This window comes from Streptomyces sp. NPDC058239, from assembly GCF_042882185.1.
GTDB lineage: Bacteria > Actinomycetota > Actinomycetes > Streptomycetales > Streptomycetaceae > Streptomyces.
Genome location: NZ_JBHVWS010000014.1, coordinates 35,743 through 60,873 on the forward strand (window position 1 = coordinate 35,743; position 25,131 = coordinate 60,873).

A 25,131-nucleotide genomic window follows, 5' to 3' on the forward strand; every position below is an offset into this window, starting at 1 on the left:
GGCGCCACCGACATCGAGCTTCGAGGGTGTGGAATGCCAGTCGAGGACTTCGGTGACGGCGAACTGGGCGGCTTTCTCGTCGACGAGGGACTTGCCGGACGACCTGCCCGCCATTAGGGCAGGCAACGTCTGCGTCCTGAACGGTCCCGCGTACTTCGACGTCGCCTGGAAGAGGAAGTCGTGGCAGCCGTGGGTTGAGTTCCGACGAAATGCCGCGAGAAGAGTCACGCGTGAACAGACGCCTATATGGGGATTGCTGACGCTCTGTCAATGCCAACATGAGACCCGTGGGCCGAGCGACACCCGCTGCCGGACCCTCGGGCGATTCTCCGTCCCCGCGCTGCGCCATCAGCGTGATTCCCTGTCTGGAGTGGCGATGCAAGTACAGCAACGATCCCCACGCACCGTTGAACGTTTGCCCCGGTGGGTGCCGCCCCCCGGGCTGATCGGCTTCCTTGTGCTGCTTGTGTCGATGTTCGCTGTCTCGTACGAGATCGGTGATGCCGTCGGCCCGGTTGCACCCGGGATGCACTCCACCGGTACGGGTGGCGGCGGCCGGTCCGATCCGCACGGCGATGACATGGGTGACATGCACTCGGGTGGTGCGGGATGACGGCAGCACAGTCAAAGAGCGCGCTGGCGACCACCGACCTGGTCGTCGGTGGTATGACCTGCGCGGCCTGTGTGAATCGCGTGGAGAAGCGCTTGGCCAAGCTCGACGGGGTGACCGCCACGGTCAACCTCGCCACCGGACAGGCGAGGGTGAGCCACCCCCCTGAGGTCACAGCGGAGGCTCTCGTGGCCGTTGTCGAACGCGCGGGCTACACAGCCGAACTCCCCTCGGCGCCCGATCCCCTCAAAGCGGCCGGTCGGTCGGATCGGACACGGGACGAGAGCACGCCGGAACACAATCGGCTCGTGATCACCGCCCTGCTCGCCGTCCCCGTGGTGGTGCTTTCCATGGTGCCCTCTCTGCAGTTCCGCAATTGGCAGTGGCTGTGCTTCACGTTGTCCGCTCCGGTGGTCCTGTGGAGTGCCTGGCCCTTCCACCTGCGTGCGTTGCGCGGGCTTCGCCAGTCGTCCGCCACCATGGACACTCTGGTTTCGCTCGGCGTCATCTCGTCCTTCGCCTGGTCGGTGTATGCACTGTTCCTCGGCGGGGCGGGCGCAGCGGACATGCGCATGCCGTTCACTCTGCTTCCCTCCGTCGGCGGAGGCATTGCACACGTCTATCTGGAAGCCGCTGTCGCGGTTCCGCTGTTCGTTCTCACCGGCCGGTTTCTCGAAGCACGGGCCCGGCACGGTACAGGTGAGGCGCTGCGATCGCTGGCCTCACTGGCCGTCAAAGACGTGACCCTACGGGACAGCGGCCAGGAGCGACGGATTCCTGTCGAACAGCTCCGCGTCGGGCAGGAGTTCGTCGTCCGGCCCGGGGAGCGGGTCGCCACCGACGGAGTGGTGGTCTCCGGGAGTTCGGCTCTTGATCTGTCTCTGGTCACCGGGGAAAGCGACCCGGCCGAAGTCGGCCCGGGCCATGCCGTGGCCGGGGCCGCTGTCAACGCCGGCGGCATGCTGCTCGTGCGTGCCACAGCAGTCGGCGCGGACACCCGGCTTGCCCGGATTACGCGCATGGTCGTCGAAGCTCAGTCGGGGAAGGCCCGTGCTCAGCGTCTGGCGGACCTGGTGGCGGGCGTCTTCGTTCCCGCCGTCCTGGCGCTGGCCGTCACCGTCCTCGGATTCTGGCTCGGTGCTGGAGCAGACCCGCAGACGGCCATCACCGCGTGCGTGGCGATCCTGGTCGTCGCCTGCCCCTGCGCACTCGGGCTGGCAACCCCGACCGCCCTTCTCGCCGCCACCGGCCGAGGTGCTCAACTCGGGGTTCTGGTGAACGGGCCGCAGGCCCTGGAGATGCTGCGTCACATCGACACGGTCGTGCTGGACAAGACCGGCACCCTCACCAGCGGTCACATGGCCGTCTCCCACATCACCGTAGTAGCGGAGGGAATCGGGCGGGAGGCCGTGCTGCGGCTGGCAGGTGCGGCCGAGCAGGGATCGGAGCACCCGGTGGGGCGAGCGGTCACCGCGTACGCGCAACGCGCACTGCCCGAGCACCCCCTGCCTGACGTCTTCGCCTTCAGGGCGACACCCGGGGTGGGCATCGCGGGTTGTGTCGAGGGCCGTCAGGTGGAGGTGTGCGCCGCGCAAGGTGATCTTCCAGAGACCCTGGCGCGGGCTCTGGCCGAAGCCGAAGCGGCCGCGCACACTCCGGTCCTGGTGCGCGTGGACGGCGTCGACGAGGCCCTCATCGCGGTCGGGGATGTGCTGCGGCCGGGGAGTTACCGGGCCGTGCACAAGCTCAGGCGCCTGGGCGTGGAACCGGTTCTTGCCACCGGCGACCACGAGTTCACCGCCCACGCCGTAGCCGGTGAGCTCGGCATCATCCAAGTGCACGCCCGATGCAGCCCCGAGAACAAAGGGGATCTGGTGAGGCAGTTGAAAGGTGAGGGCCGCCGGGTCGCCGTGATCGGTGACGGTGTGAACGACGCCGCCGCCCTGGCCGGCGCGGATCTCGGAATCGCCATGGGCACCGGAACGGATGTGGCCATCGGCGCCGCGGATGTGACGCTGGTTCGCGGTGACATAGAGGCAGTCACCGACGCCGTCCGCCTCGCTCGTCGCACCCTGGGGACGATCCGAATCAATCTGATGTGGGCGTTCGGGTACAACGCGGTCACCGTGCCACTGGCCGCGATCGGATGGCTCAACCCGATGTTCGCTGCCGCAGCCATGTCTGTCAGTTCACTCCTGGTGGTGGGCAACAGTCTGCGTCTGCGGGCCTGGCAGCCGTCGCCCGCGCGCCACCCCGCGTCGCGGCTTTCGCTTCACCGAGGAAGGATGCAGCTATGACGGATCCCGCCCGACGGACCGCCGCCGAAGGCTGGATTCCGACGCGCCGTCGCCTGTACGACGGGCTGCTCGCCGTGGTCGCCCCCCTGGCAGCCTTCTCGGTGGCCCTGGGCGGATTGACCGCTTGGACCGCATCGGGGGCCGCCGGGACCCCACCACGACTGGAGATCAGCGGTGGGCGGGTCTTCCTGCCCTACAACGGCAACGTGGACACCGCGGCGTTCTTCCGGATCACCAACAGCGGCGGAGCCGACGACCGGCTGGTCTCCGTCACTTCCGCGGCCGTGGACAGCGCCATGCTCAGCCGGCACGTACGTCACGACAGTGGTGCAGGCTCCATGAGCATGGTCAGCTCGGTCGGTCTGCCGGCTGGAGAGACCCTGGCCATGTCGGCAACCACGGTGGACGTGATGGTGAAGGTGAAGGACCGCCTGCACGTGGGCGACATGCTGCCCTTCGTCCTTCACTTCCGCCACAGCGATCCAGTCGAGGCCCTGGCAGTCGTTGTCCGTCCCGGTAGCTGAATCAGCTTCCGACCAGAGCCACTTCACCCCCAACAACGGAGTCCAGGCCTTGGCGTCCTCACCGATTGAGCCGAACTGATCGGCGCTCATCCGGACCTGCTGAACCGAAGCCGTCGGTGGTCACGATCCTGCGTTCGGCAGGAGCGGTCTCATCGACGAACAGCTGAGGGCAACCGCAGTTGCAGTTGACGCAGAACGTTGCCACAGGCTCCATGGCACCGAGATCAGCCATGGCTTCCGCGTCGCCGTACGTCCCACCGCAGAACCGCCTCCCGCGGACCGGACACAGCGGAAATGGCCGCCACCGGCTCCTCGTCGCCCGCCCGCTCCACGTCGTTCGAACGAGCACCGTGCGGGAGCCCCCGGCGGCACAGCACGCGGGCAGTCCCGTCACCCGGTTGCCTGCCGTGCCGGGGCGACATGGCCTGTTCACCAGCATGTCCGCGAGCGGCATTCGTCTCCTGGGAACCGAGTCCGTCCGTCATCCGACTACTGCCGGGGGCTGGCAAGTTGACCAGCGACCCAACCCGCGCGGCAGTGGCTGACGATCGAAGGGCATGTGATGGGTGGGCTGGATGTGCGTATGCGGGAGGTCACCTGCCGACATGGCCGGCTGGAGGCCGTCGCCGACGTCGATCTGGAGATCGCCGCCGGTGAACGGCTGGCGCTGACCGGAACCAACGGCTCGGGCAAGACGACGCTGCTGCGTGCGGTGCTCGGTCTGCACCGACAGGTGACGGGATCGATCCTGGTCGGCGGGCGAGGCACCCGCTCGCCCGCGGAGTGGGCGTGGCGCCGCCGTGTCTGCGCCTGGATTCCGCAGAAGCCGGCGGCAGGCCGCTTCCCTCTTCTCGGGACCGAGCTGCTGGCCAGCAGCGGCGCTCACGCGAAGGCGGCCTCGGCAGCGGCACGGCTCGGCGTGGGGACGCTGACCGAGCGGCCTCTGCACACCCTGTCCGGCGGGCAGTTGCAGCGGATGTATCTCGCCCGGGCCATCGGCTGTGTCGCGGCCGGGGCGCAGGTTCTGCTGGCCGACGAGCCCACTGCTGCTCTTGACTTCGGGGGCCAGGAGGAGGCGGCCGACGCCCTCACCTCCTTGCCGGTGACGCTCGTCGTGGTGACGCACGACCGGGCGCTGGCGGAACGCTGCGACCGGGTGCTGGAAATGGCTGCAGGCCGTCTGCGGGAGGTCCGGTGACGCTCGCGACCGCCGATCTCGGTGAACTTCTTCAACTGCTCCCCGTGCAACGGGCGGGATTCGCGCTGCTGCTCGCTGCTATCGGCCTGCCGGTGGTCGGTGTCGTCATCGTGGGTCTCGACATCATGCCGGTGCGGTTCGCGATGATGCACGTCGCGTTGCTCGGCATCGCGGTCGGCATCGTGACCGGACTCGACCCCATGCTGTGCGCGCTTGTGGCGTGTGCCCTGTCCGGGGCCGCCGTCGCTCCTCTCGCTCGTACACCCGACGGGCTGTCCGGAGCGATGGGGCTGCTCATGAGCATCGCGATCGCGGCAGCATTGTTGGTGCTCGCTGTTTCGGGGATCAATGCCTCTGGCGCGTTCGCCCTGCTCTGGGGGTCGATTCTGTCCGTCGGGACCGCCGACCTGGTCGTGCTCGGCATGCTCGCCGTCGTCGTCATGGGCCTGTTTCTGTGGCGGCGCCGTGATATCGCTCTGCTGCTGTACGACCGGGAGCTCGCCCAGTGTTCGGGCGTTGCGGTGCGTGCGCTGACCCTCGTACTGCTGGTGCTGGTCGCGGTCGCGGTCGCAGGCGCGATCAAGCTCACGGGCGCGCTACTGGTCGACGCCCTCACCCTCCTGCCGGCTCTCGCCGCGCGCCGCCTGGGCACCTCACTGAAGTCAATCACTCTCTGGGCCGTCGCCATCGGCATCGTCGTGAACCTGACCGGGTTCCTCATCGCACTGTGGCTGGACTGGCCCCCCGGGCCGGTCCTCGTCCTCACCGCGGGGGCCGCCGTCCTCGCCGTCCATCTCATACCCGAACGGAGAATCACCTCATGGCGCGCAACCGCAGCCGTACCACTTCCCTCCTCGCACTGAGTGCAGCACTGGCCCTGGTGGCCGGCTGCGGAAACGACTCGTCGTCCGCCGAAGGCGGCGGCGACAAGCACGACGGGAAGCCGGTGGTGGTCGTCACCACGACCTGGGAAGGGGCTTTGGCGAAAGCTGCGGGCGCCGAGGACGTGCAGGTCATCGTCCCCCAGTCCGTGCAGCACGCACCCGACTACGACCCGAAGCCCTCCGACCTCGCGGCCGTGGCCGGTGCCGACTTCGTGCTCTACGCCCCCTTCGAGCCGTACGCCGCGAAGATCAAGGATGCCGCCGGATCCACGGCCGAACTGGTCGAGGTGAACCTTGACAACGACTCGGACAAGGTCGACGCCGAGGTGACCAAACTGGGCAAGCTGTTCGGCACCGAGGACACCGCAGCGAAGTGGAAGACGGCCTTCGACAGCGAGTACGCCAGGTTGTCCAAGGATCTCAAGGCGCGGTGGCCGGGCGGGAAGAGCCCGGTGGTCGTCAGCCAGGTCTTCACCACCTGGGCCGCAAAGCTGGCGGGCGCGAACCTGGTCGGCACCTACGGGCCCGAAGCCGTCACCCCTGCCCAGCTGGCGAAGCTGGGCAAGGAGAAGCCCGCTCTCGTTCTGGACAACGCGCACATGTCGACCGGCTCGGTTCTGCCCGACTCCGGCGCCAAGCAGGTCGAGATCGTCAACTACCCGGGGGATGACCTCGACCTGTTGCCCGTATACCGCAACGCAGCAGCCGCGCTGAAGGAGGCCATGCCCTCGTCCTGAAGTACCGCGTGGGGGCAGTCCGGAGTGCCACTGCCCCCACGTTCGCTCGTTCATGTGCCGAGAAGGAGTCGCCGGGCGGCCGGGTGTCCCGGGCCCTTGGCCGTGGCACCGTTCAGCTCGTCTGCGCGAGGGGGACTTCCTAGTTCGTGCGGGGGTGGTTGATCTCGGTCATGCGGTCCCGCAGTACCGCCCGGTCGGGCTTGCCCGCAGGGGTGAGGGGCAGTTCGTCCACGACCAGGAGGCGCTCGGGGTGCTTGCGTTGTTCCAGCCCCCGTTCGGTCAGGTGCTCGCACAGCATCGGCAGCGTCAGGGTCTCCGTGGCGCGGGACACGACGCATGCCGCCAGCCGCTCCCCCATCAACGCATCCGGGATCCCGACGCAGACGACATCACGTACGAAGGGGTGGGCGGCGAGTTCTCTTTCGACCTCGGCAGGGCTGATGTTGGCTCCGCCGCGGATGACGACGTCCTTGAGGCGTCCGACGATGTGCAGGACGCCGTCACCGTCGAGGAACCCGAGGTCCCCGGTGCGCACCCACCCGTCGGAAGTGCGGTAGCGGGCGTCCAGCTCCGGGGAGGCGACGTAACACATGGGGGTCATGGGGCCCCGCGCCACGATCTCCCCGATCCCGCCGTCCGTCAGCTGTTCATGGGTCTCGGTGTCGGTGATACGTATGTCCGCCACCCGCGGGTCGGGGCGCCCGGCCACGACCCCCCGGTCGTCCGCGTCCGGAGTGGTACTGGACAGTCCGGTGTGGCAGTTGACGCCGTCGGCCGATCCGTAAAGGTTGACGACAGGACAGCCGAATACACTCGCGGCGTGCTCCGCCGTGGTCTCGTCCAGCGCGGAGCCACCCAGGATCAGGGCCGTCGGGGCGGGCACCTTCTCGCCCGTGGTGTCGAGGCGGTCGAGCATCATGCGCACCATGGTGGGAACGCCCAGGATGTGGGTGGGCCGGTGTTCGCGTACGGCGTCGAGCGCGGCCTCCGGCGTGAAGTGGTCCAGGAGGATGAGAGTCCCGCCATGCCGGGCGAGGGTGACGGCCGTGCCGTTGGAGCCGAAGGCTGAGGCGAGCGGCACAAGGAACAGGCAGCGGGGCGGAGTCCGGTCGGGGATGAGCGAGGCGAGGAAGTTACCGCGTCCGCCGGCCAGTGCGTTGTGGGAGTAGGCGACCATCTTCGGCTCGGCCTCGGAGCCGGAGGAGACGAGGATGCGGGCGGCGCTGTCGGGGTCCGGCCGTGCGGGAACGAATCCACTGGGGTCGGAGCGCAGCAACTCCGAGAACGGAATCGTTCCTTCAGGTGTGTCGCCGGGGCCGGCAGCGATGACGTGGCGCAAGGAGGGAAACGCCGGGACCAACGCCTGGAGGTCGGCGGCGTGGTGGTTGCCCCGGTGCTCGACGGCGGCGATGACGGCAACGGCCTCCGCGCGGCGGAGCAGGCATTCGGCTTCCAGGCTGCCGCGGCCGACCGGGAAGGGCAGCGTCACCGCGCCGAGGGTGGCCAGGGCAAGATCGGCGATGACGGCGTCGCGGCCGTTGGGCAGTTGGGTGCCGACCACGTCGCCCGGGCGTATGCCGAGGTCTCTCAGGCCGGTGGCCAGACATCGCACCTTGCGGTCGAGGGCGGTGTAACAGAGTCTGCCTCTGTCATCGAGGATCGCTGTGCGGTGGAGGTCCGCGATCTGCCGGGCGCGGAAGAGGCTGTAGAGGTCGAGGTCGGGGCAGGTCCCGTCGATCACCCAGGAGCGGCGGAGGCCAGCGGGAAGCAGGTCGTGGAGGGCGACGGTCATGTGAAGCTCCAGGGGTCGGGAACAGTGGGGGCACCGTGCGCGTCGCGGCTGATCGAGCCGGCGAAGCGCGGATCGTGATGCAGGGCGGCCAGGTCGGTAGTCACCGCCGTCGCGGCCAGTCCGTGCGTGTCCAGCCGTGCCAGGGCGTCGTGAGTGGACAGACCACGCAGTTCGCAGGCGCGGGCTGCTCCGGCGGAGGCATCAGTGGGAGCGACCCAGCCGTCCGCGGTGCGCAGCGGGTGACGGAACCCGGCCGGCTTTCTCGCGGTCCCTCCCGTTGCGGCCCGGCGCAGGGCGGGGGCGGTGAGGACGTCGGCCGCTCCCAGCAGCGAGGAGTCCACCCGGACGCCTTGTCGGTTGCGTTCACGCAGCAGCAGGGCCGCGAGGACTGCTTCTGTTCCCAGGAGCCCGCCCAGGACGTCGAGAAGGGTCATCAGGGACGGTGCGGGCGCTTCCCCTGCCGGGTGTACCGCTTCTCCGACTCCGGTGCGTGCCTGGACCATGAAGTCGGTCCCCATCGGGGCGCCGGGGATCCGGTCGGCCCATCCGCTGGTGTACGCGTAGACCAGTGCGGGGTTCACCGCGAACAGGTGGTCGGCGTCGAGACCGAGCTGGGCGGCCTTTCCCGGGGCCCAGTTGTGGAGGAAGACATCGGCCTCTGCCGCCATCTCTCGTAGCCGGCGCCGGTCGGTCTCGGCCTTGATATCGACCTCCACGGCCTGCTTGCCGCGGTTGAGCGCGAGCCAGCGGGCGGAGATGCCGGAGCAGGCCGGTGGCATGCCGCGCAGCGGATCCCCGCCCGGCGGCTCTATCCGGATCACTTCGGCGCCGAGCAGTCCCAGAAGGTGAGCGGTGAGCGGTGCCTGGATACGACGGCCGGCCTCCAGCACGGTCAGCCCTGCCAAAGGCCGTTCGGCCGTGGGGCGAACTGTGGGGGCACGGTGGCCGGGCCCGTGGGAGGTGAGTGACCAGGGCGGTGCACCGTCGTGTTCCGCTGCCCGCCCGGCCAGGGACCCCAGCGGGCAGACCTCTGCGCCGGAGACGGCTGCCGCCTGGCGGATGCGCTGCCAGGGTTGGGCGCGCGTCGTCGTATGCAGGGCCTGCGGGAAGGGGGCGCAGGCTGTGGCGTACCGGAATTGGTAGGGCCGCCAGCCGGCCCGTATCGCCTCGGGGGGTGCCTCCAGGGCCCGCCAGAACGCAGCCCAGGCCCCCGGATCCAAGGTCTCCAGCTCGAAGAGTGTGCCGACCGCGTCGGTGAAGGGCGGTCCCCCCGGCGCGAGTTCGGCAACCTCACCCTCGTCGGCGCCGGCGGCGGCAAGGTACTGGGAGACGGTCAGCAGTCCGGCCCGGTCGACGCTCGTACTGACGCGTGCGGCGGTTCCCCCACGGGCCTGGCCCAAGAGCCCTGCCAGCATTCCCTGGACCGTGAGAACGGAGGCGGCGGTGGTGGCGTAGTCGACGGCCAGGCCCCGCGGCCCGCCGTCACGTCGCCCGTGCACGGCCATGATCCCGGTTGCGGCCTGGACGGTGACCTCGTCGGTGATCCCACTCCCCGGATCCGCCCAGTTCACCTCGGCTTCGATGGGCGGAATTCCATCGCCGGTCAACGCTATCTGCGCAGTTGTCGCGGGTTGCGGCGCGGCCGGTTCCGGGCGGGTGCGGGCCCCCAGGAGCCGCAGGTGCTGCGCAGCAAGGCAGGTCAGCTCGGGCGGCCCCGAGGTGTCCAGGTCAAGCCCGTCCAGTGGGCGGACCGTCTGCGTGGTGACTGGTGACGCCATGCCTCTCCTCTCCTCGCCCGGCGATGGCCGGAGCCGGGGATGTCCTCAACGCGGGAACCAGGGCACCTTCGCGCCCGACCAGTTCCGTGGAGAGGCAGTCGGGCTGTCGCTCCCACGGGTTCCCGGCAGACTGGAGGAAAGTGGTGGAGGACCGAGACCAGGTCTCTGAAGGTGCAGGCGGACCAGCTGAGTTGAGGAGGCAGGTCGACCGCTTCATACGCGAGCGGGTAATGCCGTGCGAAAGTGTCCTGGACGCCGGCGGGCCGGCCTCCACCGCCACCATGCGCGACCTGCACGACCAAGCCCGGAAACAAGGTCTATGGGCCCTCCCGTTGCCCGCCGAGCTGGGCGGTCAGGGACTCTCCCTGACCGAGTACGCCCAGGTGGCCGAGGTGGAAGGAGCAAGCGACCACGGACCTGCCGCCCTGGGGTCGGCATCGCTGCTGGACGTGCTGATGCTGCACCGCCACGGCAGCGCGCGCATACGCGAGGAGTATCCGAAACGACTCACCGCCGGGAAACTCCGTGCCTGCTACGCAATGACCGAACCGGACGTCCCGGGTACCGACCCCTCCATGACCCGTACCCGCGCCGTACAGGAAGCGGACGGGAGCTGGAGGGTCAGTGGCCGCAAGTGGTTCACCTCCGGAGCCGCCGGCGCCGACCTGGTGACCGTCCTGGCCCGCACCGACAGGGCACCCGCGGACCGCGGCGGGCTCTCCCTGTTTCTGGTACCGGCCGGCGCGCCCGGCTGCCGCGTCGTACGCGAGCTTCCGGTCCTTGGCGCGGGTGGCCAGTGGGAGATCGAACTGAACGGTGTCCGTATCCCCGGCGACCATCTGATCGGCGGGCGGGGCAGTGCGCTGGCCATTGCCGGGGAACGGCTCCGGCTCGGCCGTGCCCTGCGGTGCCTGCGCTGGATCGGTCAGGCGCAGCGGGCCTTCGACTTGATGTGTGAGCGCGTCAACGACCGGGCCGGCTCCCGTGGTCCGCTCGGCGGTCATCAGCTCGTGCAGCAGCATGTCTTCGAGTCGCTGCTTGCGCTGCGTACGACCCGTCCTCTGGTCCACGAGGCCGTGACCCGGATCGATGCCGGGCTGGACGCGCACGTCGAGGTGGGCCTGGCCAAGGTCGCCGCCGCCCGCATGCTCCAGCAGGTGACGGACGCGGCCATCCAGGTGCACGGCGCGGCCGGCCTGGGACCCGACACTCCTCTGCCCGCGCTTTTCCGTACCGGCCGCGCCGCCCGGATCCTGGACGGTCCGGACGAGCTGCACATCACGTCCGTCGCACGCCGCGTGCTGCGCGGCTACGACACCTGAGCGGCCATATCTACACCGTACGGATGTCGATCAGTCCGGTGAGTGCGGCCAGTCCGAGAGCCAGGAAGAAGTCACCCCAGATCAGTTCGTGGCGCACGGCGACCGACCGTCCGGCGTCGTAGCAGCCGTTCAGCAGCATCCCGGCGGGCCGAGCGCCGCTCGGCCCGCTGAGATGCGAGGCCACGAGGTGGTCCAGAATCGCGAGTGCACGGGAGGAGTACTCCGCTGCCCGGGGGCCCGGGACGCGCGCGAGCTTCAGCAGCGCTACCGCTGTGATCGCGGCAGCCGAGGTGTCCTGCGGGCCGTCCGGTTGTCCCTCGTCGGCCGGCGGAACACCCCACGGTGGCAGCCCGGTCCGGGCGGCGACCAGTCCGGCGGCCGTCGCTTCCAGCCGCTGGTGGTTCCACCGCGTGGTCCTGGGCTGATGCAGGGCGTCGGCCACGGCCAGCAAGAGCCACGGCCGCCCCCGGCTCCAACCGGGCGGTGGGTCGTCGCACGGCCGCCAGCCCGTGTCCGGCTCGAACCTCAGGGCGGGCACAACAGAACCATCGACGCGGCACAGATCGATATGCCGGTGGAGATGGGAAGCGGCTGCCGCAGCGCCCTCGATTCCCGCCGAAGCCAGCAGCGGCACCGTGCCGGGCACTCCGTCCACACGGGCCAGCAGCCTGGGACCACCGAACGCGGATCCCCAGGGAACCAGCCCCTGTTCGGGCTCCAGCGCGGCCAGGCAGGCACGGGCAGCTCGGCTACGCAGCTCGTCCGCCGACCGGTCGTTGACGGCCAGGGCGGTTCCGTACCAGAGGATCAGACCGCGGGTGGCAGTATCAGCCTCCACCCATCCCGTCAGCCGCGCCGTGCAGGCCGAGGCCACGGCCCTGTCGGCCTCGTGACCGGTGTACCGGGCCCGCAGCCACAGCAGCCCCGCCCAGAATCCGCCGGTCCACGATCCGCGGCCGGTCGTCTCCCAGCGACCCGTATCCGGGTCGGCGAACAGCGGGAACCTTGCGCCGACTTCGGCTCGGGTCACGCCGACCCGGTGCAGGATGTCTGCGAGCGCGTGTTCGGCCCAGGCCCCCGCCACCGTCACGCCTGAACCGCCGTGCGCTGCCTGCGCTCCTGCGCTGCCCATACGAAAGCGACAGCGCAGGCCGCCGCGAACTCCGCGGCCACCAGCAGCCACCCGGGCCCGTAGTGGCCGGCTTGCGCGAGCACGCCGAAGACCGGTGGGCCTATGGCGAAGCCGGCGAAGAACCCGGCGGAGACGAGTGCCGATTCCTGCCCCGCACGGCCGGGGGCGGCGCGCTGCATCACCAGCACCATGGAGACGGCATTGCCCGACACGGCGAACACACCGACGGCTGTCGCCGCAACCCATGCCAGCGTGTGGACGAGCAGTGCACCGGCCAGCAGGAGGGCCGCTCCGACCGCACCGGCCGCCAGCCACCCCGGCAGCCACTCGGCCCGCCCCGGCCGGGCGAGCTTCGACCAGCCCACCCGGCCGGCAATCCCCGCCACGCCCAGTACGGCCACCAGCGCACCGGCCGTCGAGGGACTCATTCCGAGTTCCTGGGCGCCGAAGAGCGCCAGATAGGTGTTGACCGAAGCAATGCCACAGCCCAGCAACAACGAGAATCCCGCCAGCCATGCAATGGCACCCTGCGGCACCAGCGAGGCGCGGAGCGGAGCCCCCTTTGCCGGTGGATCGGGAGGCAGCGCACGCATGGCCCACACAGCCACGGCCAAAGCGGTGCCGGAGGCAGTCCACAGCGCACCACGCCAACCCACCCCTGAGGCCAGCGCGGCAAGGGGCAGCCCGGCAACGAACGCCCCGAGCTGCACACCCGATTGCTTCATCCCGGTCACCGAACCCCGCCGGGCCGGCACAACGGCAGCCAGGATCGCCTTGTTCGTAGCCGGGTTGGCCAGCGCCTGCGGCAGACCCCCAAGTGCAACGGCGCCGAGGAGAAACCCCGTGCCGGGCGCCGCGGCGATCAGGGCGAGCGCGCCGGCGGACACGAGAAGCAGGGCGACGATTGATCGTCTGGGGCCGACCCGGTCAACGACGCGTCCGCCCACAGGGGAAAGAATCGCCGCGGTCCCGAAGCCGATCGTCGTCGTCAGGCCGAGCACCGAGGGGGAAATCCCCAGTTCGTCGACAAGGCGCGGGCTGAGGGCTCCCAGGAGGAAAAGCTGCAGCATCGAGAACGCCATGGCGCAGGTGAGCAGCGCCGTCAGCGGTCTGTCAGCTCCTGCCGCCGGGGCCGCCGATGTTCCCCGCCCTGTCCGCACCGGTGTCTCCGTCCCGCGCTGCTGGTTCACCTTGTCGCCAGGTCAGGAGTCGGACCGCACGGCACTGGAGTTCCCGGCGACTCATGTGGCGTGCGCCACAAGCGTCAGGTGGAGCGCTTCCACCCGCACTTTGCGTACCCACCCGTGGCGACCGAGGGAGGAATGCAAGGATGGGCCCGCCATGACTCCAGGCCGATGTTGTCGCGCGGTACGCGCTGCGGTGTTCGCAGCGACCTGCGTGCTGCTCGCTGCCCTCGGCCACGTCCTCATGTCAGGAACGGCCGTCCCCTGGTGGGCCATGGCCACCGCCTTCGCGGCGACTGCCGCCACGGCCTGGTTCCTCAGTGGCAGTGAGCGCGGCGTTTTCGCGGTGACCTCGATGATGGTTGCCGCCCAAGCCGCGCTGCACTCCGGATTCTCACTGGCTCAGACAGCCGTTCACCCCTCGGTGGCCGACACTCCGTCCTTCGCCCGGCAATGGGCCCAGTCTCTGCTCTGCGGTCCGACAGGCTCCACCTCGATCTCGGAGTCAGAGGCGGTACGCATCGTCACCGACGCCGGGCTCGGCAGTCGCCTTCACCAGCCACCGCCCGGTACCACAGACATGGCCATGCCGGGTGGAATGCAGCACGCCCATGCCGGCATACAGACGATGACCGACCCCTCAACGGTCATGCCCACAGGGCACTCCATGGGAGGCATGTCGCCGGCCGGGATGCTGGCCGCCCACCTGCTGGCAGCCCTGCTGTGCGGCCTCTGGCTCGCCTACGGAGAACGAGCCACCTTCCGCCTGCTGCGCACCTTCGCCGGGTGGATCACCGCTCCACTGCACCTGCTCTTCCGCCTACCCGCACCACTTGACCGGCCACGCATCCGTGCTCGCCGCGACCACGGAGCCCGCGCGCCGCGGCAGCTCTTCCTCATCCACGCCCTCACCTCGCGAGGTCCACCGTCCGGGATCGCTGTCATCTGACAGCTGGTTTCCCGACGTGCCGGTGTCCTTTCACCGCACGCCTCGGGACTCGGCATCGCCCGCGAGCGGTGCCGTACATCTCACCGGCCCGCGCACGCGCGGAACCGGATCCCGGATCCTGGAAGGACATCAGGCGATGCCCCCTGCCCTGCCGCCACACAAAGCCGCAGCCGACGACGGCACATCACGTCATACCCATAGCGCCGACGAACCGGTGACACGACTGGCACTGGCTGCACGCGACGGCTCCCCCGACGCCGTCGACCGGTTCGTACGCGCCCTGCACCGGGACGTCTGGCGTTACGTGGCCCACCTCAGCGCCGACCCCCAGGCGGCCGATGACCTCACTCAGGACACGTTCTTGCGCGCACTCGGCAGCCTTCACCGGTTCGAGGGACGCTCATCCGCTCGTACCTGGCTACTCTCGATCGCCCGCCGCACCGTCGTGGACAGCCTCCGTCATGCCGCCGCTCGACCCAAAATCTCGGACCGGGACGACTGGCAGTCCGCCGCCGAGAGGACACAGCCACGCGACCTGCCGGGCTTCGAAGACGGGATCGCACTCGCCGAACTCCTGGCGATCCTCCCGGCAGAACGCCGTGAATCGTTCCTGCTCACCCAACTCCTCGGACTCCCCTACGCGGAGGCCGCGGCAGCCGTAGGTTGCCCCGTCGGCACTGTCCGCTCACGTGTGGCCCGGGCCCGCGGCACCCTGCTCGAACTGCTGAAGGACGCAGAGACTCCCGCCGCACACCGGGAGCCGGTGCGACCGATCTCTCGTGGCCGAGTGCCGGCACTCGTCGCCGCAGCTGTCTGAGAAGTCAAGGCCCGCACGCTCCACGGGGCGCTGGCGCAGAGATGAACCGCGCCAGCGCCCGCCGGGGCTGCCCTTCATCCGGCATCTGGGCAGCAGGGGCACACGCGTTGTCGCAGCGCCAGAGGAAACGACGCGGGGCTGTGTGGTTCCACGGCTGGTGCGCCTACTCCTGCTTCGAACAGTGTCAGCATCGGATGGCCTGCGCCCGCTGTGACTTCTGCAGCCACTGCACCGCCGGATGCTGGGCCCAGGTCACCGGCTCGGCCCCGGCCAGGCAGGTCAGTGTCTTGTTCCGCTCCCGCGGCGCCTGGCAACCCGCCAAGTACCCCCAGTACCCGCGCCGTTGCACCAGCGACACGAACAGATCGCCGGTAGAAACGCAAAAGTGCCTTCCTGTGCTGGGGCGATGGACCTTGTCCAGGGGTTCCGTCGTCGCCAGAGGAAGGCAATTTCTGCGTGAAGGACATCAGTTCGCGGCCCCGGCTTGTCGTGTCCACTGACGGGTCGGGGGTGGCCGGGCACGCCGGAAGCACGTTTGCCTGCGGACCTCGCCGAAGCGACCGGGCTGACAGCGGCGTATCCTTGAGCCGAGCATCGAGCGCGACCCCCGTAAGACTCCCGAGCAACCGACCGACTGCCGCAGCTGACAGGACAGCAGAACACCGTGAGCTCCACGTTGATTCGCTTGATCGAGCCCTCCGACGGCCCCGCACTCGCCGGCCTGCTCTCCCGGGACAAGCAGGCGTATGCGCGCTGGCTGCCCGCGAGGCCCGCAGATTTCTACACGCCCGACGGGCAAGCCTCGGTCATCGAATCCCTTCTGGCCTCCCACGGCGAGGGGCTCGCGTGGCCCGGCGTCGTGGTCTCCGACGAGACCATCATCGGGCAGGTCAACATCAGCTCGATCCTGCGCGGCCCGTTCCAGAAGGGATTCCTCGGCTACTGGGTCTCTTCTCTCTACCAGGGACTCGGGCACACGAGCCGTGCCGTCGGCCTCGCGCTGCGGATCGCCGAAGACGAGCTGAACCTGCATCGGCTGGAGGCACACACCCAACTGGAGAACCTCGCGTCTCAGGCGATCCTCCGCAAGCACGGATTCAGTTCCTGGGGCATCGCCCATGACCACTTCTACGCCGACGGCGCATGGCGCGATGAAGTGTTCTGGGAAAGGAAACTGACCGGCAGTCTCGCCTCCTAGCCTCGCCGTTTCGGTTGGGGTGCGGCTGCGGGTTGGGTAGAAACGCAGAAGTTCCTTCCTGAGCTGGGACGATGGACCTTGTCCAGGGGTTCTGTCGTCGCCAGGGGAAGGCAGTTTCTGCGTGACGGGCATCGGTTCACGGCCCCGGCTTGTGGTGTCCACTGACGGGTCGGGGGTGGTCGGGCACGCCGGAGCACGATTGCCGGCGGACCTCGCCGAAGCGACCGGGCTGACGGCGGCGTATTCCACCGTGCTCCGCAGCCCGGGAGGTGGCCTGGCTGCGGGCCGCCGAGAAACCCACAGCGTCCACCTCGTCACCCCAAGCGAAACAGCGAGGTCAGTAAGGCACTGTGTCGCAAAAGGTCTCCGCCCAGGCAGAGGCACCGTACTTGTTGGCCGCGCGCACCGTGAAGCAGATCTCGTCACCGGAGAACGGACCCTTGATCGTGTAGCTGGTGCTGCCGGTTGAATAGATGGTGTCGACGTTCTTCTCGGTGAAGTTGCTGCCCTTGTTGGTGTAGTGGACGTCATACCTGGTCGCTCGGGAGATCGCCGACCAGCTCACCTTGATCGGCATGTCGCACGCGCCAACACAGGAGTTGGTGTACGCGGCCCTGTAACTCGTCATGGCGGGCGGCCGCGAGCCGGAGGACGAGCCGCCGGGGGCGGGCGAATCTCCGCCGTCCGAGCCCGAAGAGCCAGACGACCCCGTAGAGCCGGACCCGCCGCTGGTGCCGGTGGCGCCGCCGGTGCCGCCACTGCCGGGGACGCTGTCGCCATCGGATGAACTGCTGCCGCTCTCCCGGGCATTCGGCCCATCCGGCCCGTCCTCGCCGGCCTGCCCCTTCTCGCCGTCCTTACCCTTGCCGTCGCCCCCGTCCTTCCCGTTTCCACCCTTGGAAGGTGAACTGCTGGGCGCGCTCGGCGAGTTGCTGCCACCAGGAGTGACACTCGCGCTGCTGCCCGGTGGCTGGGCGTGCGTTCCGTCCCCGCTGCCGCCCCCGAAGGGCTGGAGCAGGACGACCGTGCCGCCGCCGCCGACGGTGATGACGGCAACGATGGGCAGAACAATGAGCCTGCGACGTCGGCGGGGCCGCCGTTCGTCCTCCCGCCGTCGCGTCGCGATGTCGTTGTCCGCCGGGACGACTTCGGGAGGCCCGCCCTTTGGCCGCAGCCCGACGGTCGCCAGGTCCACGGGCTCCTCCCGCAGTGGCGCCGCCTCGGCGTCGAGCAGCCGTGCGGACTGCTGCGCGAGGTGCGCGATGACGCCGGCAGGCAGCCAGGCCCCGCGTGCGGCGCGAGGACGCGGCCGCTCGGGGTCCTCCAACAGCTCGTCGACGGTCGGCCGTTGATCGATGCCCTTCGTCAGACACCGGGCGATGAGCGCCCGCAGCGCGGCGTCCTCGACACGCGTCAGGTCGGGCTCGCCCTCCACGATCTGGAACATCACCGCGTGCTGATTACTGGCCCTCTGCCCGAACGGCAGCTGTCCGGTCGCCGCATACGTCAGCACGCACCCGAGGGTGAACACGTCGCTCTCGACCCCCGCGCGCTGCCCGCGCACCTGCTCCGGCGACATGAACCCGGGAGAGCCGATGGCCATCCCCGTACTGGTCAACAAGGACTCGACGGACGTCTCGAGCGCCCGCGCGATCCCGAAGTCGATGACCTTCATGCCGTCCACGGTGAGCATGACGTTGGACGGCTTCAGGTCGCGGTGCACGATCCCGACGCCGTGAATGTCCTTGAGTGCCTTCAGCAACCCGTCGGCGAGGGTGTGCAGGGACGCGGCCGGCAACGGCCCGTACAGCCGCACGACTTGCTCAAGCGAGAGCCCGGGAACGTACCCCGTGGCGACCCACGGCGGCTCGTCGCCCGGACCCGCGTCGAGCACCGGCGCCGTGTACCGCTCACCGACCCTCCGCGCCGCCTCGATCTCCCGCCGGAACCGCGCCCTGAAGTGCTCGTCGGACACATGCTCTTCGTGCACCACCTTCACGGCCACGGTCCGCCCGCTGTCCGACCGCGCGAGGAACACCCTCCCCATGCCACCGGCACCAAGCCGCCCGAGCAGCAGATACGGCCCGATGCGCGCGGGGTCGCTCACCGCGAGCGGCTTGATACCCCCGTCGACGCTGTCGTCCCGCTCGTCGCGTCCGTCCCCGTTCGTACCGCTCATGATGGTGTGACTCCCCCGCTCTTCCCGCCTGGTCAACGGCGTAACTCGGATGAGAATAGACGTTGTTGATGTACCTGGTGAAGTTGAGGGACGCGTTGTACGAGCGGGACGGTTCTGAGCGGCTCAGCGAAGTGCAGCACTGATCCTTTCGCCTCCCACAGTCGGCGCCTTGGCGCCCCAAATGATCAGTGATTGACTTCGCCCGACCCGCTTGGCAGTCCGGATCGGGCAAGCCCAGGGATGAGGCGCCGACATAGGGACTGCTGGTGGGGAAAGCCGGCAAGAGGTTCGCGGCGGGTGAAGGAGCCGCGGTGATCGCGAAAGACTTGCGGATGAGCGAGCGTTCGGTGGAACGCCGGCGTCGAGCTCGGCGAGAGGGTGGTCCGGACGCCCTGCGTTCCGCCGGGCCGGCGAAGGTGCCGAGGATCTCGGATGCCCAATTTGCAGTGCTGGAGGAGGAACTGGGCAACGGCCCGGCCGCCCATGGCTTCGAAGATCAGCGGTGGACCTTGGGCCGGGTCCAGGCGGTGATCGCCCGCCGCTGCATCCGAGGGAAGCCGAGGTGCTGCTGCGGGCTCAGCCGGCCCCCGGCCGCCGCCACAGGTCGATGGGTACGTGCCGGACCGCCCGCCCCGCCTCGTCGAGGATCCAGCCCATGCGCTTGGGATTGCCGAGCGTGAGGGAGCGGTCGGCCACAGCGATCTCCGGAAAGCGCTCGGCGATGTACGACTCCAGGCGCAGCACGTCGGGGGTGGAACGCACCCAGCTGTTGATCACCAGGTTGTGGTTCGAGGTGGTCGCCGCGCACATCCGCACTTCCGGCAGCGCGGCCAGTGCGGGGCCGATCCGGGCCAGCGCGTCGGAGGGCACGTTCGCGTGGAAGGTGGCGAACACCGGATACGGCGAGTAGGTGTGGGCCACCTCGCAGCGGGGCAGCGCGGCCCCCGTGCGCACCATCCACGCCACTCGGCGCCGCACCGTCGACTCACTCATTCCCGTACGTCGGGCCAGTTCGCCGTATCCGGCGCGCCCGTCGGCGCCGAGTGCGAGCAGCAGTTCCCGGTCGGCCTCGGCCGGTGCGGGATCGACGTCACCCACCGCAGGGGGCGCCCCGGAGCGGACCGCCTCGCGCTGGTCGCGACTGATGGCGCGAATGTCCCAACGGGAGCCCTCGGTGAAGAACCGGGTGACGATCCGGCTGTGGGTGGCACGCACCCCGGGCAGTCTCCCGAGGACCTCGGTGTGCAGCCGGGAGAGGTCGGCCAGCGAGTTCACCATGACGTTGAGGGACAGGTCGTGGTGGCCCGCTGTGTGCTCGATGCTGGCGATCTGCGGTTGCTCGGCAAGCGCGGCCGAGATCGCTGGGATGCGGCCGGGTTCGCAGTCCACGCCGACGATGGCGACACAGTGGTGGTGGTTGACGAAGGCTCCGCCGTACGCGGTCACCCAGACCAGGCCCTGGGCGCGCAGCCGCTCCCAGCGCCGCGCCGCCGTCACCGGACTGACCTCGATGGCCCTTCCTACCCGCGCCCAGGGCGCGCGGGGCGCGGTCTGGAGCGCATTGACCAGGGACAGGTCCAGCTCGTCCAGCAAGCCGGTGGCGGAATCGGTCACTGTGGCATCTCTCCTGAATGAATTATGCAGAAATCCATGGGGTGCACTCCAGGAGTTTCAAGCTCCTTGTGTGATTTGGCAACGGCCGCCGGCCGTCCGCCGCGGTGGCTGTCCGTCTCTCGGCAGCCGACCACCGACTCGCGACATGTCTCGGAGTTCGCCATGCGCCTTCCGTGGTTGCTGACCGCCGTGCCTGTAGTGGCCCTGCTGTCAGCTGTCTGGCTGCCTTTTGTCAACGGACCGCACTTGTGGTTCGGCATGCCGTCCCTGCTGGTCTGGTCCGTCGTCTGGGTCCTCGCCCTGACCCCTGCCCTCGCCTTCGTCGAGCGGCGCCGCACCGCGCTCGCCGCCGGCCCCCAAAACCTCCAGGAGGAACGCCGATGAGCACCGTCCTTGTCGTCTGCGTCGTCGGCATAGTCGTCATCGGCCTACTCGGCATGATGGGCCGCCGCAAGCCCGCCGCCAATCTTGAGGAGTGGAGCGTCGGAGGCCGTAACTTCGGCGCCCTGACCACCTGGTTTCTGCAGGCTGGGGAGATCTACACGACCTTCACCTTCCTGGGCCTCGCGGGCCTCGCCTTCAGCTCCGGTGTCGCGGTCGTCTACGCCCTGCCGTACCTGCCCATCGCCTACGTCGGCCTCTACGTCATCAGTCCGATCGTGTGGCGCATCGGGCGCGAGCGCGGCCATGTCACGCAAGGTGACTTCTTCGCCGATCGCTACCGCAGTCCCCTGCTCGGCACCGTTACCGCTGTCTTCGGCGTGCTCTTCCTGCTGCCCTATCTGCAACTGCAGATCACCGGACTCGGCTTGGTCGTCGAACTCGCCACCGGCAAGGACAACGTCGGCACCCCCGCGATGATCCTCGCCTCGGTGCTCATCGTTTCCTTCGTGTTGTGGTCCGGCATCCACGGTGTCGCCAGGACCGCGTACTTCAAGGACGCCCTGATGCTGGTCGTCCTGATCGTCCTGCTCGTCGCTGTCCCCGCCCACTTTCACGGCGGGCTCGGCAGCCTCGGCGGTGAACTGCGAGCCCACCACAGTGAGCTGCTCAGTGTCCCGCACAGTGGCCCGCACGGCACCGTCTGGTTCTTCACCGCGATGCTGACCAGTCTGTTCAGCGTGCTGTTCATGACGATGCCTCACGGCTGGCCCGCGGTCATGGCCGCCGACTCCGAGCGCGCCCTGCGTAAGAACAGCATCTGGATGCCCGTCTACGGCGCTACCCAGGCCATCCCGATCATCGTAGGCTTTGTCGCGATCACCGCGCTCTCGGCTCCCGTGAACGGGAACAACGGAGTCCTGCTCACCCTGGTCTCCCAGGCACTGCCCGCTTGGCTCGTGGGCGTCGTGGCCGTCGCAGCGGCCGCCACCGCCATGGTCCCGGCCGCCGCCATCGTGCTCGGCATGTCGACCATGGTGGCCCGCAATGTGCTGCGCGTACAAGACCGCCGTCGCGCTCTCATCGTCAACCACACCACTGTGGTGGCCGGTGTCGGGGTCGCCCTCGTCCTGGGTATCGCCCGGCCTGATGCTCTCGCCAACCTGCTCCTGCTCACCTACAGCGGACTCGCCCAGATGGCCCCGGCGACGGCCGCCGCTCTGACCAGACGCCCGTTGCTGAGCGCACCGTCGGCGGGGGCGGGCATTGTCGCCGGTGAGGCCGTCCTCATCTGGCTGACCTTCGGCGGCATCTACGACGGTCCGGTCAGTCACGGTCTCGTCTCCCTGGCGGTCAACGTCCTGGTGGCAGTGGTGATCGAGACGGTCTCTCGCCTGCGGGGCAGCCGTGCCGCCGAGGAGGAGCGGGAGGTCCCGGCGCCGGCCCCGACACCCGTGCGCTGACCTCGCAATCCCTTCCCGAAGACGCACCGTCACGAGCGACCGTCCGCCGGTCGTCGCCACACCACCGCACCGCCCCCTCGTTCCCTTCCGGCCGCCGTCCTCGTAGACATGTCCAGCCGCACGGGAACGAGGAACAAGAAGGAGACCGAACGTATGACCACCGCGACCGACAGGCAGCACGGCCCCGTCGCCCCTCCCACGCCTGTTCGCATCGTCCGGGCCCGCCGCATCACCACCCTGGACGGCGAGGCCGACACCCGAGTCCTCGCCACCGTCGGCGAGAGGATCGCCGCAGTCGGCGAGGCAGCCGAGGCGTACACGGCACTGCCCGGCGCCGAGATCGTCGATCTGGGCGACGCCCACCTGGTGCCCGGCTTCCATGACGCGCACTGCCATCCCATGGACGTGGCCAACGCCGCTCTCCGCCTCGACCTGGGCGCGGGCGCCGGAACCCCCCGGGAGCGGCTCGCGGCGCGAGTGGCCGCCACCGAACCGGGCCGATGGATCGTCGCCCAGGGCTACAACCCCGCCACCGACCCCGACGGCCGCCTCGACCGCACCGCGCTCGACGCGATCACCACCCGCCACCCGGTCTTGGTGATCCACTTCTCGTTCCACATGGCGGTCGCCGGTTCCGCGGCTCTGATGCTGACTGGTCTGCACGACGGCAGCGGCCCCCAGACCGGCGGCGACCTGGGCCGCGACACGACGGGCCGACTGGACGGCTGGCTCTACGAGCGGACCTGGTTCGACCAGCTCTACCGTGCCTCCGGCGAACCCGCCCTGCTGCCGCAGGAAGCGCCCGAAGCCCTGCTCGAACCGCTGGCCGACGTCTTCACCGCCTACCACGCGGCCGGCGTCACCTCCGTCTGCGACGCCGTGACCACCCCGGCCGCATTGCGCACCTATCAGCACATGCGTGAGCGCGGCCGGCTGACAATGCGGGTGGGCGCCCTCCTGTGGCATCGCTACGCGGACGCCCTGCGCCACGCGGGCCTGCACGCCGGATTCGGCGACGAGTGGCTGCGCATCGTCGGCGTCAAGATCATCATGGATGGCGCGCTGGCCGGGGGCACCTGCCTGTGCCGCGACCCCTACCCGGCCGAGACCGGGTCCGACAACGGAATCCAGCTCCTGGACGAGACCGAGCTCGCCGACGCAGTTCTCGCCCTGCACGCGGCGGGCCTGCGCGTCGGCGTGCACGCCAACGGCGACCTGGCCGTCTCCCAGGTCCTCGACGCCATTGAGGCGGCCCGCGCCGCCCACCCCGAGCAGCGGATCAACCACCGCATCGAGCACTGCTCCCTCGTCGACGAGAAGCTGGTCCAGCGGATCCGCGCCGCAGAGGTCACCCCGGTGCCGTTCGGCGCGTTCGTCCACGGGCACGGCTCCAAGCTGCGCCGCTACTACGGTGACGCGCGCGCCGCACGGGTCAGTGACCACCGCTCCTTTCTGGACGCCGGCGTCGTCGTCGCGGGCTCGTCCGACCACCCGGCGGGTCCCCTTGAGCCGCTGCTCGCCCTCCAGACGATGGTGACCCGGCGCACCAGCGAGGGCGATGTCCTCGGCGCCGACCGGGCCCTGACGGTCCGTGAGGCTCTGAGCGTCTACACCGCCGGCTCCGGGCACGCCACAGGCGAGTCCCGCCTCAAGGGCCGCATCGCTCCCGGATACCTGGCTGACTTCACCGTGCTCGGGCAGGACCTGTTCGCCACCGCCCCCGACGCCCTCGCGGCCGTTCCGGTGCGCGCCACGTGGGTAGGCGCCCGTCAGGTCTGGTCGAACGGCGACGGGTGAGCGCCACGGTGGCGCGGGACGGGGCGGGCAACGTGGGTCACAGCCACTTCTGGGCGGCGGCGCGCTTGTTCGTGCCGGAGAAGATCCCGGCCGACCGGAGGGCGCTCTTCGCCTTCTCCAGTGCGGGGGTGAGGGCGCGTATGACCTTCTGCACCGCCGCAACCCGTGCTCGCGTGGCCCACGCTCGGTGGTCAACGAGCGCGTTGCTCGCGAGAGCCCTCATGGTGTCGAGTGCCACTCCCCCGCAGTGCAGGGGTTCGTGATGCTGTGCTGTCGGCCGTGGCGTCGTCGCCAGTCCGAAGCAGGACGGATGCATCGCAGCGGCCGGGGCTCTCGCTGCTCGCCCCGCCCCCTTGGTGAGGCCGGTGGTGCCCTGGGTGTACTGGATGCTGACCGAGTCGTCGCAGCTCAACTCGGTCCAACGGGCGGCCGGTTCGTCCAGGCCGACGGAGACGGCGGCGTCCAGGAGTGCGTGCCGCACCGGCCGGGCCGCGACGGCCCGGTCGAGGTTACGGCCGATGTCGTCACCGAGCAGGGGTGTATCGCTGGTGCCGTGCGCGCACGAGAGTTCACGAAGCATGGAGCCCAGCCCCCGGCCGGCCTTCGTGCGCCTACCCTCGCGCGGGGCGAAGATCAGCCGGGTCTCCGCCACCGGGTCCGAAGCGTCCGCGCAGTTCGACGGTCGTGGGGGCGGCCGAGGCGAGCGCGAGGACCTGCCGTCCGGAGTCGGCGATCAGGGCGGCACAGAAGATCCCGGGATCGTCGGCAAGTGGCCGCAGGGCGGGCAGGCCGCCGCGCGCGGGCGTGGGCGGCCAGCGCTCCGGGACCGGCACCGGCCGGCCGAGGCCTCCGCCGCGCAGCCCCCGGCCGCGCGCCTTGCCGATCGCCTCCTTCTGGGTCCACAGCCACAGGAAGGCCGCAGGCCTCGCGGCCGGCGGGACGCGCGCCAGCCAGTCCGCGGCGGCGGCGTCCAGCCACCGCCTGGCCATGCGCAGGGCGGGGACGGGCCGTACGGCCTCGACGTCCACGCCGACCGGCCCCGCGGTGCCGAGTGCCACGGCCCAGACACCGCGGCCGTGACTGATGCTCACGTGCGGCGGCGCGGCGGCGCCGGCCAGGCGGGGGCGGCCGCCCGGTTCGTACGTCAGGCGAAACGCGTCGGCCGGCTCTCCGGTCAGCATCGTCGCGCCGCGGAGCAGGGCGGTGTGCGCCGCGGCGCGTGAGTCGCCGACCGTGGGTCCCCACAGCACGGTCGCGCCCGCACGCGCCACGCCG

General features: G+C 69.8%; 21 protein-coding genes and 1 pseudogene. 13 read left to right on the top strand and 9 right to left on the bottom strand.

The genetic code is table 11. The features are described 5' to 3' along the window. Nucleotides 1-415: 415 nt before the first annotated feature. From ACFVYE_RS17710 to ACFVYE_RS17720, 3 genes are read left to right on the top strand one after another with little or no spacing between them, the layout of a single operon-like run. Nucleotides 416-613, top strand: coding sequence for a hypothetical protein (locus ACFVYE_RS17710; protein WP_383972517.1), 198 nt, complete (start codon nt 416-418; stop codon nt 611-613). Beyond that, the gene (locus ACFVYE_RS17715; RefSeq protein ID WP_389606236.1) at nt 610-2,907 is read left to right on the top strand and encodes a heavy metal translocating P-type ATPase; all 2,298 of its coding nucleotides are present in this window, start codon (nt 610-612) and stop codon (nt 2,905-2,907) included. Before ACFVYE_RS17710 ends, ACFVYE_RS17715 begins: the two co-directional genes overlap by 4 nt. After that, nucleotides 2,904-3,431, top strand: coding sequence for a copper chaperone PCu(A)C (locus ACFVYE_RS17720; RefSeq protein ID WP_383972521.1), 528 nt, complete (start codon nt 2,904-2,906; stop codon nt 3,429-3,431). The genes ACFVYE_RS17715 and ACFVYE_RS17720 overlap by 4 nt, the downstream gene beginning before the upstream one ends. 45 nt (nt 3,432-3,476) lie before the next feature. Here ACFVYE_RS17720 and ACFVYE_RS17725 read toward each other — a convergent pair. Further along, nucleotides 3,477-3,663, bottom strand: a pseudogene (locus ACFVYE_RS17725) (hypothetical protein); the annotation flags it as partial. A gap of 330 nt (nt 3,664-3,993) precedes the next feature. Here ACFVYE_RS17725 and ACFVYE_RS17730 point away from each other — a divergent pair. From ACFVYE_RS17730 to ACFVYE_RS17740, 3 genes are read left to right on the top strand one after another with little or no spacing between them, the layout of a single operon-like run. Beyond that, nucleotides 3,994-4,629: an ATP-binding cassette domain-containing protein gene (locus ACFVYE_RS17730; RefSeq protein ID WP_383972523.1), complete on the top strand. Its 636-nt coding sequence runs from the start codon at nt 3,994-3,996 to the stop codon at nt 4,627-4,629. Next, the gene (locus ACFVYE_RS17735; protein WP_383972525.1) at nt 4,626-5,492 is read left to right on the top strand and encodes a metal ABC transporter permease; all 867 of its coding nucleotides are present in this window, start codon (nt 4,626-4,628) and stop codon (nt 5,490-5,492) included. The genes ACFVYE_RS17730 and ACFVYE_RS17735 overlap by 4 nt, the downstream gene beginning before the upstream one ends. After that, a complete protein-coding gene (locus ACFVYE_RS17740; protein WP_389606239.1) occupies nt 5,450-6,250 on the top strand; it encodes an ABC transporter substrate-binding protein in 801 nt (266 codons plus the stop codon). The genes ACFVYE_RS17735 and ACFVYE_RS17740 overlap by 43 nt, the downstream gene beginning before the upstream one ends. 139 nt (nt 6,251-6,389) lie before the next feature. Here the strand turns inward: ACFVYE_RS17740 and ACFVYE_RS17745 are convergent, their stop codons facing one another. Together ACFVYE_RS17745 and ACFVYE_RS17750 are read right to left on the bottom strand one after the other, a co-directional pair. Further along, nucleotides 6,390-8,042, bottom strand: a complete 1,653-nt coding sequence (locus ACFVYE_RS17745) for a class I adenylate-forming enzyme family protein (protein ID WP_383972528.1) — start codon at nt 8,040-8,042, stop codon at nt 6,390-6,392. Next, a complete protein-coding gene (locus tag ACFVYE_RS17750) occupies nt 8,039-9,820 on the bottom strand; it encodes a CoA transferase (protein ID WP_383972530.1) in 1,782 nt (593 codons plus the stop codon). Before ACFVYE_RS17750 ends, ACFVYE_RS17745 begins: the two co-directional genes overlap by 4 nt. Before the next feature lie 191 nt (nt 9,821-10,011). On the opposite strand from ACFVYE_RS17750, the gene ACFVYE_RS17755 reads away from it, so the two are divergent. Beyond that, nucleotides 10,012-11,142 (top strand): acyl-CoA dehydrogenase family protein, encoded by a 1,131-nt coding sequence (locus ACFVYE_RS17755; protein WP_383972532.1) that lies wholly within the window; start codon nt 10,012-10,014, stop codon nt 11,140-11,142. 10 nt (nt 11,143-11,152) lie between these two features. On the opposite strand, the gene ACFVYE_RS17760 is transcribed toward ACFVYE_RS17755, so the two are convergent. Both ACFVYE_RS17760 and ACFVYE_RS17765 read right to left on the bottom strand, forming a co-directional pair. Further along, nucleotides 11,153-12,232 carry a sugar ABC transporter permease gene (locus ACFVYE_RS17760; RefSeq protein WP_389606242.1) on the bottom strand — a complete coding sequence of 360 codons (1,080 nt, stop codon included), beginning with the start codon at nt 12,230-12,232 and terminating at the stop codon, nt 11,153-11,155. Then, on the bottom strand, nt 12,229-13,356 hold the full coding sequence (locus ACFVYE_RS17765; RefSeq protein ID WP_383972536.1) for a CynX/NimT family MFS transporter: 1,128 nt from the start codon (nt 13,354-13,356) through the stop codon (nt 12,229-12,231). Before ACFVYE_RS17765 ends, ACFVYE_RS17760 begins: the two co-directional genes overlap by 4 nt. Nucleotides 13,357-13,615: 259 nt before the next feature. On the opposite strand from ACFVYE_RS17765, the gene ACFVYE_RS17770 reads away from it, so the two are divergent. The 3 genes from ACFVYE_RS17770 (at nt 13,616) to ACFVYE_RS17780 (ending at nt 16,422) form a co-directional block, all read left to right on the top strand. Further along, nucleotides 13,616-14,407 (top strand): hypothetical protein, encoded by a 792-nt coding sequence (locus ACFVYE_RS17770; RefSeq protein ID WP_389606244.1) that lies wholly within the window; start codon nt 13,616-13,618, stop codon nt 14,405-14,407. A 136-nt stretch (nt 14,408-14,543) separates the two neighbouring features. Next, on the top strand, nt 14,544-15,224 hold the full coding sequence (locus ACFVYE_RS17775; protein WP_389606246.1) for a sigma-70 family RNA polymerase sigma factor: 681 nt from the start codon (nt 14,544-14,546) through the stop codon (nt 15,222-15,224). Between the two features lie 685 nt (nt 15,225-15,909). Further along, nucleotides 15,910-16,422 carry a GNAT family N-acetyltransferase gene (locus ACFVYE_RS17780; protein WP_383976918.1) on the top strand — a complete coding sequence of 171 codons (513 nt, stop codon included), beginning with the start codon at nt 15,910-15,912 and terminating at the stop codon, nt 16,420-16,422. A 337-nt stretch (nt 16,423-16,759) separates the two neighbouring features. Here the strand turns inward: ACFVYE_RS17780 and ACFVYE_RS17785 are convergent, their stop codons facing one another. Together ACFVYE_RS17785 and ACFVYE_RS17790 are read right to left on the bottom strand one after the other, a co-directional pair. After that, nucleotides 16,760-18,601: a protein kinase gene (locus ACFVYE_RS17785; protein WP_389606248.1), complete on the bottom strand. Its 1,842-nt coding sequence runs from the start codon at nt 18,599-18,601 to the stop codon at nt 16,760-16,762. A gap of 576 nt (nt 18,602-19,177) precedes the next feature. Continuing rightward, nucleotides 19,178-20,215 carry an Lrp/AsnC family transcriptional regulator gene (locus ACFVYE_RS17790; protein WP_383976924.1) on the bottom strand — a complete coding sequence of 346 codons (1,038 nt, stop codon included), beginning with the start codon at nt 20,213-20,215 and terminating at the stop codon, nt 19,178-19,180. A gap of 162 nt (nt 20,216-20,377) precedes the next feature. Between ACFVYE_RS17790 and ACFVYE_RS17795 the strand changes: the two genes are divergently transcribed. The 3 genes from ACFVYE_RS17795 (at nt 20,378) to ACFVYE_RS17805 (ending at nt 23,856) form a co-directional block, all read left to right on the top strand. Further along, complete coding sequence (locus ACFVYE_RS17795) at nt 20,378-20,599, top strand: hypothetical protein (RefSeq protein ID WP_383976927.1); 222 nt, start codon at nt 20,378-20,380, stop codon at nt 20,597-20,599. Continuing rightward, nucleotides 20,596-22,059: a sodium:solute symporter gene (locus ACFVYE_RS17800; RefSeq protein WP_389606251.1), complete on the top strand. Its 1,464-nt coding sequence runs from the start codon at nt 20,596-20,598 to the stop codon at nt 22,057-22,059. Before ACFVYE_RS17795 ends, ACFVYE_RS17800 begins: the two co-directional genes overlap by 4 nt. A gap of 153 nt (nt 22,060-22,212) precedes the next feature. Beyond that, nucleotides 22,213-23,856, top strand: a complete 1,644-nt coding sequence (locus ACFVYE_RS17805) for an amidohydrolase (protein ID WP_389606253.1) — start codon at nt 22,213-22,215, stop codon at nt 23,854-23,856. Nucleotides 23,857-23,893: 37 nt separating this feature from the next. Here ACFVYE_RS17805 and ACFVYE_RS17810 read toward each other — a convergent pair whose 3' ends face one another. Together ACFVYE_RS17810 and ACFVYE_RS17815 are read right to left on the bottom strand one after the other, a co-directional pair. Further along, complete coding sequence (locus tag ACFVYE_RS17810) at nt 23,894-24,508, bottom strand: hypothetical protein (RefSeq protein WP_383976935.1); 615 nt, start codon at nt 24,506-24,508, stop codon at nt 23,894-23,896. Next, complete coding sequence (locus ACFVYE_RS17815; RefSeq protein ID WP_389606255.1) at nt 24,468-25,127, bottom strand: 4'-phosphopantetheinyl transferase family protein; 660 nt, start codon at nt 25,125-25,127, stop codon at nt 24,468-24,470. The genes ACFVYE_RS17810 and ACFVYE_RS17815 overlap by 41 nt, the downstream gene beginning before the upstream one ends. Between the last annotated feature and the right edge of the window lie 4 nt (nt 25,128-25,131).

Excerpts from the sequence above, each read along its gene's own strand:
- ACFVYE_RS17800 (WP_389606251.1), top strand. The coding sequence starts at position 20,596 with ATGAGCACCGTCCTTGTCGTCTGCGTCGTCGGCATAGTCGTCATCGGC.
- ACFVYE_RS17775 (WP_389606246.1), top strand. The coding sequence starts at position 14,544 with ATGCCCCCTGCCCTGCCGCCACACAAAGCCGCAGCCGACGACGGCACA.
- ACFVYE_RS17730 (WP_383972523.1), top strand. The coding sequence starts at position 3,994 with ATGGGTGGGCTGGATGTGCGTATGCGGGAGGTCACCTGCCGACATGGC.
- ACFVYE_RS17805 (WP_389606253.1), top strand. The coding sequence starts at position 22,213 with ATGACCACCGCGACCGACAGGCAGCACGGCCCCGTCGCCCCTCCCACG.
- ACFVYE_RS17720 (WP_383972521.1), top strand. The coding sequence starts at position 2,904 with ATGACGGATCCCGCCCGACGGACCGCCGCCGAAGGCTGGATTCCGACG.
- ACFVYE_RS17750 (WP_383972530.1), bottom strand. The coding sequence starts at position 9,820 with ATGGCGTCACCAGTCACCACGCAGACGGTCCGCCCACTGGACGGGCTT.
- ACFVYE_RS17765 (WP_383972536.1), bottom strand. The coding sequence starts at position 13,356 with ATGGCGTTCTCGATGCTGCAGCTTTTCCTCCTGGGAGCCCTCAGCCCG.
- ACFVYE_RS17785 (WP_389606248.1), bottom strand. The coding sequence starts at position 18,601 with ATGAGCGGTACGAACGGGGACGGACGCGACGAGCGGGACGACAGCGTC.
- ACFVYE_RS17745 (WP_383972528.1), bottom strand. The coding sequence starts at position 8,042 with ATGACCGTCGCCCTCCACGACCTGCTTCCCGCTGGCCTCCGCCGCTCC.
- ACFVYE_RS17740 (WP_389606239.1), top strand. The coding sequence starts at position 5,450 with ATGGCGCGCAACCGCAGCCGTACCACTTCCCTCCTCGCACTGAGTGCA.
- ACFVYE_RS17795 (WP_383976927.1), top strand. The coding sequence starts at position 20,378 with ATGCGCCTTCCGTGGTTGCTGACCGCCGTGCCTGTAGTGGCCCTGCTG.
- ACFVYE_RS17770 (WP_389606244.1), top strand. The coding sequence starts at position 13,616 with ATGACTCCAGGCCGATGTTGTCGCGCGGTACGCGCTGCGGTGTTCGCA.
- ACFVYE_RS17715 (WP_389606236.1), top strand. The coding sequence starts at position 610 with ATGACGGCAGCACAGTCAAAGAGCGCGCTGGCGACCACCGACCTGGTC.